This window comes from Rhizobium oryziradicis (assembly GCF_001939045.1).
In the GTDB taxonomy this organism is placed as follows: domain Bacteria; phylum Pseudomonadota; class Alphaproteobacteria; order Rhizobiales; family Rhizobiaceae; genus Allorhizobium; species Allorhizobium oryziradicis.
The window spans coordinates 166,260-178,983 of record NZ_MKIM01000027.1 but is presented as its reverse complement, the minus strand read 5'-3'; the positions used below and the strand labels follow the sequence as shown (position 1 = coordinate 178,983).

The following is a 12,724-nucleotide window of genomic DNA, read 5'->3' as shown; positions in this document are numbered from 1 at the left end:
CGGAAGAGCAATCTTCCGGCCTAGTCTATTTGGGGTTAAATACGGCCAATCAGCAGCGCGCCGACCCGCTTAAGCACATCCGCAAAGGATACACCCAGCGCAATCCCGCCGATGCCAATCATGCCCAAGGCACCTATGCCGATGAGCTTCCAGCGCTTTACATCATTGGTTACGGGCTTCATGTCAGCCACATCGGCCTGTATGCTGGTTATGTGCCGCTCCAGCGTTCCAACATTGGAAACCAGTTCATCCATCCGCCGATGAACCACAGCGCGGCTTTGTGTTGATCTATCATCAGCACGCAGTTGCGCGTCCCTGATTTCCTGTATGTCATCTTTTAGCCCCCGCAGTCCGGCAACCAGCTCACCGAGCTGGCGATGCACACCCACATCAATTTCCGGTGCCATGCCCGCCACCCCCATATTCCGCCCGTCGCTTGTCGTAGATTTCGGCACAAGCATCGGTGCGGGCATCTTGCTGAGAGGCGCTAACCTCCCAGCCAAGTTGATCATGCGCCGCCGATCCGCCAGACACTGGCACAATCCGGCGCATATGCCGCCGACACCAATCAGGCCATGGCGGCAACGCCACCGGCATTTCAGCGACCGCTTTGGCCGCCGCCGCACGCGCCAATGATGCCGAGGCGTCGGCGCTCGTTACACAGCCAGTTAATATCAGAGGCAGACCACCGAGCGCCATCGCCGCGATGATCAGCCGCAACAGATGCCTTAAGCGCATCATCGCCCTGCCCTTCTTTTTCCGTGATTTTTTCGCCAGTAGCGCGGGCCTGTTCGGCCAGTGCTTCAGCCTGCTGTGCCCGCAGGGTCATGGCGGCCAATTTGGCATTGGCCGCGTCCAGGTCGGCTTGCGCTACCAAGCCCGCTTTTGCCGCCTCAACGGCATTCTGCAAACGACCATCTATGACCTGTCCAAAATATGGCAGACTGATGCCATCATAAAAGACAACAAGGGCAAGAGCCGCTATTGCCATGCCCGCCACCATCGCAGCCGGTATTTTGATAATGTCCATCATTGTGGACCGCCGTCTGGTGATGGCGGTGGTTCCACCGGTGGCTGTGGCCGCACCATGCCGCCCGGCCCGTCGCGCACTGCGTTGATCATGATCTTGCCAAGGCCAAGCACCCCGACGATCTTCAAGGACGTTGCCTCGCTAAAGAACGGCGTCCAGTCAAACAGCGCCAGCGCTGGGATGGCAGTAATCAGCGTGTTGATGAGATTGTGCAAGAGGTTGGTGTTCATGCCCCGGCCTCCAGCAAGAGGGAGTGGAACTTGCGGCCATAGGCGGCAATGTCTTTGGCGCGATCCATGCCGTTGATAATGCGCCGGGCATTCAGCCAATCGGCCTTCTGCCCGCTGAAATAGTCACCAAGGCTTTTACCGGTAAACCAGCCCTCTTCCATGCCGAGGAACATGATTTTCGAGGCCAAATCCTGATCAAGCGCGAGATCAAAATTATCGAGAAGCGCACCGCCAAGCCCAAGCTCGCGATCTGCCTTCTCATAGTTCACATCCCACGTCAGCTGCACATAGCCGCGCCCATAGGGCACTTGGCCGTACTTGCCTTTCACACCGTATTTCCGGCCTTTGCCTTTGCCATATTCTGCAACCGGCTGCATGGTTCTGGCGGTTTCATGGTATGCGGTGGCCAGCATATAGGCCAACCAGCGCAGATCCGTCATCTGGCTTGCCTGCCATCCATCCAGAATGGCGTTGATGCCATCAACTTGGCCTTGGGTGAGCCTGCCGCCAAACAACGCGCTGCGCAGGCCTGCGAAGAATTTCGCACGATCCATTGTATTCATCCTTGTTTTGAAAATTGCCGCTAGGGTTTAGACGTCACGCCCAATAGGCGTCGTTACTGGCAAAATCTGCCGGTATCGGGTCCATGGCCTTGAGGGCGCGGGCCTTGAAAATCATATCCTGCTTATGGGCCATGGCGGCATAGCCAAACCGAACAACCGTTTGCGCATCCATCGGGTGCAGGCTGTTGTCGGTGGCGATCCATTTGAAGGTTTCCGCAGCATCGGGATCGAGCAAGCGTTGCCAGCCAAAGTCACCCGATGAAGCACCCAGGGCGATGGCATCCGTTGCCGCCGATTTTGCGCCGGCAATGTTTTCGCGTGATCCCTCATCGGATTGATAAAAGACACCATCGAACACAAAGCCCGCGTCAATGCGGCGATCCCGTTCACGGTCAACATCTGCCCCGGTCAGTGCAGGCGCTGGAGGCTGATATTCGACCACCTCCCCATCTTGAAAGCGCCTGCGGCCTTGGTGGCTGATCAGCTCCAGCCATTGATCATCTGTGATCTCAATGGCATCCTGCGGCAAGGCATCGGCGTTTATCTCGCTGTCATAGAAGGCAAGCGGCAATCCATCCGCGTTAAATTGTGCGAGTTTCATGGTTAGCGTCCAATCGCGATGTAGCTAAAATCGAGTTGTGCTGCGCCTAAGCCGCCGCCATTGCTGAGATATCGACCACGGGCGTTGAAGCTGCCGCGTTGCGGGTCATCAATGGAAACGGCATAGAAGGTGTTGTTATCCGGTATGGTCACAAGGTTGGTAGCGACCACCGAATAGACCGCGTTTGGAAACGCAATTGGAAAGGCCAATGTGACATTTGCAGCCGTTGAAGTGTTTGCCCTGCCCCACTGGATGATCAATCCGTTTTGCAGCTTGGTATATCCAGAGGTCGCCAGCGATCCGGAAATCAGACTGGCGATTTTTGCGTTAATGGCGCTGTAAGCGTCTGTGGCACCCCAGGCGGCCCATATGCTGCCTGCAACATTACCATTGGAATACAAATAACCAGATGCACCGTTGGCCGGATTTAATGCATTGATCGTGCCATCATCAAAGACCCTCATGATCCAGCTGTCTGTGCTGCCAAGAAAGCCGATGCTACTGCTATTGTTATGAAGGTAACGTGTGCCTTCATCGACATCAATCATACGAATGTAACTTGCGTTCGATCCAGTCCCAACTTCAAGCGGACTGCGAGTTGACAAGCCGCCATTAACGATCAAATCGCCGGTGATGGTGTCGCCAGCGCGGTTGACGTTGAACGCCGCCCTTATGGGCCATACCGAACCAAACTCTACGTTATCAACTCTCAGTTTGAGCGAGGCGTCGAGACCCCAGCCCAGATAAATCTTGTTGCCGCCACTTTGCGCGGTTCCGCCTTGCTGAACAGGGGTAAATCCGAGTGCTGCTTGCGCACCCAACGTTGCGCGCATCGTCGCCGCATCGCCATCATCCAGCAGGGTCTTGGCGAAACTGGAGACACCCAAGGTCGACAATGCGGTGGATGCATCCGCATCATCCAGCAACGTCCTCGCAAAGGCGGTCAAAGGCGTTGCGGCCATCTGCCCCGCCCCGTTGAAATACGCCAGTTGATTTGCACCAGCGGCAAGCTTGCCAAGAGCCTCAAGATTGCCAGAGCCGCCCAGCAGCTCAACCAATTGCCGCGCCTGCGCCGAGATCCGCGATCCATCGCCCTGATAGCGTAGACGATAGCCCGCACCACTCAGCGCACCGCCGCGCCAAGGCTGGGAAAGCGTTAGAGCCGTGTTGCTTTGCACCGATCCAACAAGGCCAAAATAGCCGTTGGCGATCAGCAAATCCCCCTCACCAAAGCCAGCCGCCAGCCAGGCCGTGCCCGATCCGGTGACTGCTGTGCCGTTGGCGGCAATGGTCACGGTGCCAGCAGTGTAATCACTCAGCAGCGCCATCATCCGCCTCCTTTAATTTGGTCAATGCGTCCAGCTCGGCACGCAATTGGTCGCGCTCGCTGGCGATTTCATGCAGCGTTTGCGCCAGCGCCAGATTGCGGCCTTTTAGATATTTGTTCTCAGCGCACAGCTCTGCATATGCGACATCGGGATGGATGTTCATGGAAACACTCTTTCGAAAATGGGAAGGGTTGCCGTCAGGCGTTATCAGGGCATCGCCACGCCAAAGACGTAGTAGCGGATGCCGATAATCGGGGCCGTGTCATAGGCCGTTGTCGGTCTTGAGCTGGTGTAGGTCTGGTATTTGGGCAGGCCGCGATAGCTGTAAAACGTGGCCGATGTGTTGTCGTAGCGGCAAATCGTGGTGTTGCCGCCCACATTGAAAGCGCCGTTATCAACCGCCCATAGGGTAAATTCGGGCGGGCGCACAAACTTGCTCCACGTCCAGCGGTTCACGCCATTGCCGTTGCTGCCGCCGCCGTGCAAGCTGCACCAGCGCACAAACACGAACATGCCGTTTGCGTCATAGGATATGGTTGATTCCGCCGCCCCATCCGGCACATTGAAATAGCCCTGTTTGACGATCTTCACGACAGGCCAACGGCTATCGATGACAATATCGGAAAAGCTCGGATTAGGACCGCAACCGGGCCTTAAGAACTGCACGACATTGTTGCCGCCGCCATCGGTAAATTGCCGCAACACATCGTTTTGGCCATAGGTTTGATCTGTCTTGCCAGAGGCATAGACCATAAATCGTGCCCGGCATGGTGCGCCTGAATTGACGAATTCAATTGTCGTGCCGTTCTTGCGATAGACCACCGGAATGGCACCTTTGGCAATCGAGCGCGGATAATAGATCACGCTGCCATCGTAGAAATGGCAATCAACCAGCGTTTCCAAGCTCAGATAAAAGCCCGTCTCATAATAGCTTGTGCCGCTTGGCACATAGATATCATTGGCGGCAATGATCTTGCTTGGCATGTTGGCACTGTCAAACGCCACTTGCGTGCCGGTGGCGGTGTTCACATCAAAGCCCGGCTTGCTCACTTTGAGCGTGCTGGAATTGATGATGATTTGCGGCTGGCCTGCCACAGGTGCCCGCTCATCGCCATTTTGAATGGGCGCTTCATCACCGGGCAAGTTAAACACCGCCATGGTGATCTGGGATGATCCGCTCAAATCCATATTGGACGCAATGGCCGTTTGCGTGGCTGTTACCGTGGTCCATGCCCCGCCCGCAGCCAGCACCCCAAAGGTCGAGCCGGGGCTAACCCAGCCCACGTTGTTGGATGATCCGTTTGCGGTCTGCCAAACATAGGTTTGAGCATAACCAGCGTTCAGCACAAAACTCCAAACCCGTGCGGTAATGTCATAGCCGTTTTGATCATAGGACTTGATGATGTGCAGCGGGTAATCATAGAGCAGATCAGGAAAATAGCTCTTTTGAATGATGTTGAAATCAAACGTGGTTTCGCCCGCTGGTGGCGGGTGGCCATAAGAGATGTAATAATTCCAGTTTTGCGGTGATGGATAGTAACCCGCCCCTTGCGGCAGGCCGCGAAACAGGGCGGCAATCTTGCAATCTGCCGCCCATTTTGACGAATAGAGAAACTTGGCAATATCACCATCCGGCGTGGTCACGGGATCATAGGAACCCTTGGTGATTTTAACGCAAGCCGTGCCGGTATAGTCGAGGCCAATAAGTGTTTTGGTCATGACGAAATCACAATCGTTCCTGCTGTCAGGTTGATCACCATTTTGCCGTTTGAGCTTTGCATAACGCCCGCCGTGACCGTGCCAATGTTGGCAACGTTCATGCGCACCGCCGTGCCATCCACGACAAACGGATTGTTGTAATTGCCGCCCGCGACGACAATGAATTGACCCGCTTCCACCAAAAACCGGGTTGGCAGGCTGGCATCGTTGGGAACGTCCAGATACCAGGCGGCAGAGCGGAAATCGCCCGCCCCGCCTTGGCGGGCTTCTGCCCCGATGCGCGAATAGCCAGCAGGGCCGCTCATCACCGACATGCGGAAATTGGCGCTGTTCACATCGCCGCTGGATGATGCGGCTGATAGCGAGGTCAGGGCCGAGGCCACCGCCGTCACCTTGCCGTCAACGCTGGTGACTTTGGTTTGCAGGCTGGAAACAGCCGTGGACGTTGCCTGCAAGCCGGTGCGCGTATCGGTCAAGGTGGCGGTGAGCGTATCGACCCGGCTTGTCATGGCCGTGTCAGCGGCTGCAAGCGTGCTGATTTGCGAGGTAAAGCTTGCCGTTTGCGCGTTGAAGGTGGAGGTCAACGCGGTCACGCTGTTCACAATCGCCGCATCCGCAGAGGCCAAAACATCCACTTGATGGGTGTAATCAGCCGTGACCTGATCAGCGGTTGCCCGGATCTGCTGGCGCAGCTGATCACGCACAACAGCGCCGCCCAGGTCGAGGTCGGCAATACGCGCATCCAGCTCGGCAATCGTGGTTTGCACATCGCGCAGACCAGCACCGAGCCAATCCTGATATTGCCCTAAGTCACCCTCAAGATTATCAAAGCCAATCAGCCCCTCGTATGGATCATAATCGGCCCCCGCCAGAAACCGCACATCAGGCGTGGTCACATCAATCCAATCGGACCAATCGGTGGCGCGGTTGGAGTAAGGCACAAACTTGCCGCGCACCTGAAACCGCGTGGCTGAAATGAATGTGCCATTCAAAACCCACTCAAAAGGTGCCGCGTAAGGCGTGGCGTCACTATCAAAGACAAGGTTTTGCAATGCCACTTGCCGCACCTGAATGCGAACATTGCGTACATCATCCTGACCCGCATCACAGCTGACCTTGATGGATGGACGCCGTGCACGGCCTTGATCATCATAAATCGTGGCGGGCACCGCCTGCCAACCATACATCGGTTGAACGGGTGGCCGCTCTGTTGCGATACTGCCCGACACCGGCACACGGTAATCGGTGGCTTGGTTCCAGTTATAATCGCTTGGATCAACTTCCGTGAGATCAAGCACCACATCAAGGTTGGGCTGATCGAGAACACCATCCACGCGAAACAGCTTTTGGTTATAGCCGTTGCGGGCGCTTGCCCACGCCACCACATCGCCCGGCTCCAGCACCCAAAACGCGGGCGGCATGGAAATGGTGTGCCGCCTTGCCCGCCGCGCTTCTTTCAGCGCCGATTGCATCAGCCGCTGGACTTGGCCCTTAAAGGGCACAAAATCGAGGCTGACATCGGCCAACAGCCGCCGCCCGCCGTCTTCCACCTCAAAGCCGCTGTTGTAAACAGGCGGTGCCTCTGTCATCGACCATGCATCATCAATGGATGGATAGGAGGCCGATATGCCGTTGATGGTATCAGACAGGCCAAAGAAGGGCGTAAACGTCTGCTCTTCTGTTGAGAGAATATCCGCATCCGAAAACTGATAGACAGCATTTCCCGGCGCACCCACATAAGGCTTATAGGTGCCGCCAATCTCGGATAGACGCCCGTTACAGGCGGTCAGGATGGCGTTGACCGCATCCTGAATTGCAGCATTCACACCCACCTCGGCACCCGAACGATAGGTGGCCTCTTTGCCATCCGGCCCGTCAATCAAGGCCCGGCATTTGCCAATCTGGGAAATCCAATGGCTGGCGGGCAAGCGCCGCTCCGAGACCGTTTGCAGGCCATACAGCCATTGCCCATTCCAGCGGATACCCCGCATAACGTTATAGAGCTGCACCACCGGCAAGCGGTCGCCATCACCGCCCCATGTGGCGGGATCATTCCAGCGCTGGCCACCATTGCCACCCACCGAGCTATCAGCAGACGGATCATAAAGCCGCATGCCATCCAGCACGAACTTGAACGATGGAAAGCCGGAAAACAGCTCTTGATTAACCCGTGAGGTGGCGATCACATAGGCAACGCCATAGCCCACCCGTGTGCTTTGATAAGGCCGCGCAGCGCTGGAGACACGGTTGACCAGAAAGCCATCGGCTTGTGTCTGATTACCATCATAAAACTTGATCCAAAGGTAATCGGCACCATCCTTGCGGTATTCTTTAACCGGCCAGCCGAAGTCGCCATGATAGCGACCAAAATCCAACTCACAGGCAACGCCATTGACGATAACAGCCAGCAGCGACTTGATTGGCGCATCGGCCACAGCAATCACTTGGCTGGCGTAAGCGTTGGGCGTGTTGCCCTCATTGCCCCATGTGTTGGCATAGACCAGCGATCCCGCTGTGGCGGTCATGCCCAGAATGATCGAGCGCGACACCGTGCCGCCCGCCTGCAACTGGCCACTGACCGCAAAGGATGCCGAATCCGTCGGATTGCCTTTGCCCGCAACCGCCTTGGCCAGCAGGCTCAAACCCACGCCAACAGCGGCCCGCAGCAAGGTTGAGCCGATAATGCCCAAGCCACCCACAAAGGTCGAGATCGCACCCACCGCACTGGTGACCAGTGCGGCGATGCCGGAAAAAATAGCCATGTTGGGATACCGTCAGATTGACTTGATAAAGTGCGTTTCAACGGCGGCATAACCACGCCGCTGATAGAGTTTGGACACATCATTGCTGGCAAGCGCTGCCATGCCAATCGATGTGCAGCCAAGCTTAACCGCCCACGCCTCATAGGCGTCCAGCATGGCAGGCCCACCGCGCCCACGGGCATGGGGCGCGATATACCACACCGTTTCCTTAGCCATCAACCCAGCCCCGAACGGATGGTCATAGACCGAGGCCATCAGCACGCCCGCTACAACCCCTTGCCGCTCCAACAGCAACACGCAAGCCATGGGGCTTTCCAGATGCAGGCGAAACAGCGCATCGGCCCGTGATGCCTCAAACGCGAACCCATAGCCCGCCGCTGCATGGCTTTCGCGCAACAGCGCAATGACCGCAAAGCGATCATCAAAAACAGCATGTCTGATCATGGTTTAACCCGAAATGCCAAGGATGGAGGACAGCTTGCGGGCCGTGGTGGCAATTTTGCCTTGCGCCTGCCCCCAAAACAGCTCCCACTCGCCGACCACCGCCACATCCTGATAAAAGTTATCATTGGCATTGCGCTGCCTTTGGCTGGCATCGGAACGGGTGTCAGGGTTGGAGCGGGTAATTTCCTGCATATGGGAAACGCAAGTCAGCGTAACCGCCCCCGCCTCGTTCTCCGCTGGTGTCTTGATGTGGATGGTGTCGACAAAGCCCAAAAACCGCAGTTCGCTAGGTGCCACCATCTTGCGCGTCTCTGGCGAAAACAGCCCGCGATAGACTTCCACACGGGCTTGCTTGCAATCATAGAGCCGAACCGCTTGCGCCACCACATCATCAATCTGGGACATGGTGATGGTCACGTTTTGCGCTTCCAAGGTCGAAACCAGCGGAATTTCTGACATGCCGATCAGCGTGCCAGAGCCGTAGAAATTGCGGGTCTCAGGAAGGCCGGTGTCGGGATGGACAACATCAGCGGCAAGATTGCCCACATCCGACCAAAAGCCCACCGCTTGCGGCTGGCCATTGGTGCGGTCGCGGGCAATGATCCAGAGAAAGTCACGCGCCACCAGCTTGCGACGGGCAAGCGCATCGGTGATGGCTGTTGGAAGATACCGCATCAGCGCACCTCTATTGCATTGAACGTGATAGAACCGCGCCCGGTCGCCAGCTCGGCATCAGACGTGATCGACCCCGGCACAATCATCATGGTGCAGGATGGCCGGATCAACGTCACCGCAGATCCCGCAACCGTGCCCGGCCATAAATGCGGGCGCACCTCGAACAGGCTGGCAACGCCACCAGAGTTGGCAACCGCCCCCTCAACCACGCGATAAAGCCCGCTGCCCGCGATCTGGACCATATCGCCCACTGAAAAAACGTAACCACTCGACAAGCCGGAAATGGTCACGCTCTTGTTGTTGCTGCCAATGGCCGACAGCACCGGATTGCTTGGCACCGCCTTGCCAGCCGGATAGGCAATAGGCCGCGCCCGCGACAGAGGCACACCTTTAAAGAACTGCAAGCCGCCTTCCAGCGCTTCCAGCCGCGCCCGCCAGGCATCCAGCTCATTCGGCTTGAGTGAGCGGGTCTGATAGCTGGCAGACCACAGCGGCGAACCCAGATCCTTGATGTAGGTGACACCGCCCGCCGTTCGTGATTGCTCTTGCCGGTAAAGCGGTTCGAACTTGGTTGACCAGCCGGGGAAATCGGCCAGCAGGTCAACCGGATAGGTGATGGTCATATCTTCACACCCCGCGCCCGCGCATCACGAATTGCGTTGACCACTTGCGCAGGCAGTGTCTTTTGAAACTGCTGCAATGCCTGCTCATTGCGTGCCACAGCCTCAACAGACGCCCCACGATTGTCGATCACCGGATTAAAGCTGATCTGGACAGGCGAGGACCGGCTTGCAGCGACTCTGGAAATATCTGGCATGCGCGGTGCACTTGGCCCAACATAGCCACCGGCAGAATAGCCCTTAAGCCGCTTGCGCATGGCATCCAGCCCGGCAGGCCCGCCCGCCTTTCTGACAGTCTCGGCATCCATGACATATTCACCCTTATGGACAATGCCCGCAGGTTCGTATTTGCCGCCCGCCCCGGTGTAGCCGCCATCGGCAAAGCCAGCGGACTTAAACAGACCCGTGAGCCAGCCGCCGCTAGCGGTGGCAGACGATCCACCGAACATGCTATCGAAAGCACTATTCAGGGCAAGATCACCAAGCTTTTTCAAGATACCAGAAAGAGCATCGCTAAAGCTTTCCGCCCCGGTGATAACATCGGAAAAGGCTGACCGTGCCGTGTCGTAAAATTCGCTGGCAGCACTTTGCGCACGCTGTTCAGCCTCTTCCACTTTGCGCAACATATCAGCCTGTTCGGCGTAAGCGGCGGATACCTCTTCAATGCGGTCACGTTGGGTTTTAGAGATTTCGGCATTTTGCCAATCTTTATCGCCCTTTTTGCGCGCCTCTTCGCGCACATCGGCCAAAGCCTGCTGCTCCAGATCAAGCGCCATACGGCGCTTTTCTTGCTCGACATACGTCTTGCCGGTCACTTGCTGTTCTACGATCAGCGCAGCCGTGCGATCTCTTACCGCCTGAATATCAGTCTCAAATCGGCTGTCGGCAGTTTTTGGCGCAGATGTTTTTTTTCCGGATGACGATCTGGCTTCATCTGCCTTAACGTTCGCCGTTGCAAGGGATTTGATTTGAGCGTCAGGCAACGCGCCGCCCGTTTTGGCAAGGTCGGTCTTGATCTTGGCGATCTCTTTTTCAATGGCCAGCTGCTCTTTCGAGAGACTATTTTGGCGCTGTGCTTCGTCGGCGTAAGCCTTGCCGAGCTTGACCATTTCCCGGCCCTGAAGCCGCGATTTAGAATATTGGTCGTATCCAGCTTTAACCGTTGGATCGACGATTGAAACATCCCCCAGCTGCTTTTGCAAAAGTGACGTTGCGGCCATAGCTTCTTTCAGCTTATCGAGCAGCGGAGCAAGCTGATCAGCCAGTTTTTGAAATTTTGGGTTTGAGTTTGCTAGCGCGTATAGTGCATCGCTGGCTCCGGCTGCGGTAACTTTGCCGTCAGTCAGTCCATCACGAAGATCAGCCAATGACTTCAGCTGCTCCTCGGAAATCAACCGTCGCGGAGCGTTGTCTATGATCTGAGAAAATAGATCGATGACAGATGCTTTTGCCGCCTCGACATTGGCACGACCTTCTTGCACGCCGCCTGAGAGAGCATTGCGGGTTCGCTCACTTATCCTATTCGCAGCATTCTCAACACTGGTTGCCGTCGCTTCTGCATTTTTCCGCACTTTCGCGAGTGCATCCGCATAGGTCTTGGCAGACTGACTTGCTTCATTGGAGGACGAGGAAAACAGCGCGAGTGCCCCGACTACTGTTCCGCCAATGATCAAGCCAAGTGGCCCGGCAGCTGCGCCAACGCCGCCAAGTGCCGTGGCAATGCCTGCCATGGATGAAGCAGCCCGAAGAGCCGCTACAAGGCGAACAACCGCCGTTGTCGCCAAGCCTAAATTTGCGATCATTCCGGCTATCGAGCGGCCCACAAGCGCACCAGCAATCACGCTGGCAAGTTTGAGAACAATATCAGCCGTGTTGTCAAAATTATCTGCAAGCGCATTGAGACCCGCTACAAGACGTTGCGAGGCACCGAGACTTTCGTCGGACTGGCCAATATAGCGGGTGAAGGCGTTGTTGACCTTGGTAACACCTTGCTCAATTGTCTGCGTAGAGTTCGCAGCCATAGCCTGAATAGTTGGCAGACCTTTCAAAAAAGCTTGAAAAAACTGCTGGCCAGAAACTTTGCCGTCATTCACCAATTGCTTGAGCTTATTGACAGACCCTCCAGCAGCATCAAGCCCGTTGGCAACAGCAATCAGGATTGGACGCGCACCCTCGTTCACAGAGTTAAATTCTTCCGCCTGCACGCGGGAAGATCCGAGCAACTGGCCAAGCTGTGTCAGTGCGCCGGATGCTTCAGCCGCCCCCGTGCCCGCGACCCGAAGGGCAACACCCACACCATCTGAAAATTTGAGCAAATCGGCTTGGCTAGCACCGAGATTGTCAGATGCTTGCGCAGCTTTGCCGAACAGATCGGCCATCGCACCAATAGGCGTCGAATTGGATTGTGCCGACTGATAGAGCTTATCCAGCACCTGCACTTGGTTGTCGCCAACCACGCCCGCAACAGCCAAGCTATTCTTGGCGGAAGTCCATGCATCGGCATAGGCCAGCACTTCTTTTGTGCTGATAGCAGCGGCAACACCGGTCAATGGAGCAATCAAGCCCCGTGCAGCCGATGAACCGAAACCAGCAAGCCGCTTGTCCATCTGCTTATAGCGATCTTCAATCGCACGGGCCTGACGATTGGTAATGCCCGCCGCCTTTTGCATTTCACGCTGATAGCTCTTTATATCAGCCGAAAGTTGCACTACGAGTTTTTCAACATCCGTTGCCATTGTATTTTCCAGACGCA

General features: G+C 56.4%; 14 protein-coding genes. All 14 read right to left on the bottom strand.

The genetic code is table 11. The features are described from left to right. Positions 1–35 precede the first annotated feature (35 nt). From BJF95_RS11890 to BJF95_RS11825, 14 genes are read right to left on the bottom strand one after another with little or no spacing between them, the layout of a single operon-like run. The gene (locus tag BJF95_RS11890) at positions 36–407 is read right to left on the bottom strand and encodes a DUF1515 family protein (RefSeq protein WP_075639675.1); all 372 of its coding nucleotides are present in this window, start codon (positions 405–407) and stop codon (positions 36–38) included. Beyond that, on the bottom strand, positions 391–552 hold the full coding sequence (locus BJF95_RS24065) for a hypothetical protein (protein WP_175577246.1): 162 nt from the start codon (positions 550–552) through the stop codon (positions 391–393). The genes BJF95_RS11890 and BJF95_RS24065 overlap by 17 nt, the downstream gene beginning before the upstream one ends. Before the next feature lie 46 nt (positions 553–598). Continuing rightward, the gene (locus BJF95_RS11880) at positions 599–1,033 is read right to left on the bottom strand and encodes a hypothetical protein (protein WP_075639673.1); all 435 of its coding nucleotides are present in this window, start codon (positions 1,031–1,033) and stop codon (positions 599–601) included. Beyond that, a complete protein-coding gene (locus BJF95_RS11875) occupies positions 1,030–1,260 on the bottom strand; it encodes a hypothetical protein (protein ID WP_075639672.1) in 231 nt (76 codons plus the stop codon). Before BJF95_RS11875 ends, BJF95_RS11880 begins: the two co-directional genes overlap by 4 nt. Continuing rightward, entirely contained in the window at positions 1,257–1,814 is a 558-nt protein-coding gene (locus tag BJF95_RS11870) for a lysozyme family protein (RefSeq protein ID WP_075640301.1), read from the bottom strand. The genes BJF95_RS11875 and BJF95_RS11870 overlap by 4 nt, the downstream gene beginning before the upstream one ends. A gap of 43 nt (positions 1,815–1,857) precedes the next feature. Continuing rightward, entirely contained in the window at positions 1,858–2,424 is a 567-nt protein-coding gene (locus tag BJF95_RS11865) for a DUF4376 domain-containing protein (RefSeq protein WP_075639671.1), read from the bottom strand. A 2-nt stretch (positions 2,425–2,426) separates the two neighbouring features. Next, positions 2,427–3,752 carry a gp53-like domain-containing protein gene (locus BJF95_RS11860; protein WP_075639670.1) on the bottom strand — a complete coding sequence of 442 codons (1,326 nt, stop codon included), beginning with the start codon at positions 3,750–3,752 and terminating at the stop codon, positions 2,427–2,429. Next, positions 3,736–3,915, bottom strand: coding sequence for a hypothetical protein (locus BJF95_RS11855; RefSeq protein WP_075639669.1), 180 nt, complete (start codon positions 3,913–3,915; stop codon positions 3,736–3,738). The genes BJF95_RS11860 and BJF95_RS11855 overlap by 17 nt, the downstream gene beginning before the upstream one ends. Positions 3,916–3,959: 44 nt before the next feature. Further along, the gene (locus BJF95_RS11850) at positions 3,960–5,471 is read right to left on the bottom strand and encodes a hypothetical protein (protein WP_075639668.1); all 1,512 of its coding nucleotides are present in this window, start codon (positions 5,469–5,471) and stop codon (positions 3,960–3,962) included. Beyond that, a complete protein-coding gene (locus BJF95_RS11845; RefSeq protein WP_075639667.1) occupies positions 5,468–8,233 on the bottom strand; it encodes a phage tail protein in 2,766 nt (921 codons plus the stop codon). The genes BJF95_RS11850 and BJF95_RS11845 overlap by 4 nt, the downstream gene beginning before the upstream one ends. A gap of 12 nt (positions 8,234–8,245) precedes the next feature. After that, the gene (locus tag BJF95_RS11840) at positions 8,246–8,677 is read right to left on the bottom strand and encodes a GNAT family N-acetyltransferase (RefSeq protein ID WP_075639666.1); all 432 of its coding nucleotides are present in this window, start codon (positions 8,675–8,677) and stop codon (positions 8,246–8,248) included. A 3-nt stretch (positions 8,678–8,680) separates the two neighbouring features. Further along, the gene (locus BJF95_RS11835; protein WP_075639665.1) at positions 8,681–9,352 is read right to left on the bottom strand and encodes a hypothetical protein; all 672 of its coding nucleotides are present in this window, start codon (positions 9,350–9,352) and stop codon (positions 8,681–8,683) included. After that, on the bottom strand, positions 9,352–9,975 hold the full coding sequence (locus BJF95_RS11830; RefSeq protein WP_075639664.1) for a hypothetical protein: 624 nt from the start codon (positions 9,973–9,975) through the stop codon (positions 9,352–9,354). The genes BJF95_RS11835 and BJF95_RS11830 overlap by 1 nt, the downstream gene beginning before the upstream one ends. Beyond that, positions 9,972–12,707, bottom strand: a complete 2,736-nt coding sequence (locus BJF95_RS11825) for a tape measure protein (RefSeq protein WP_075639663.1) — start codon at positions 12,705–12,707, stop codon at positions 9,972–9,974. The genes BJF95_RS11830 and BJF95_RS11825 overlap by 4 nt, the downstream gene beginning before the upstream one ends. Positions 12,708–12,724: the final 17 nt, after the last annotated feature.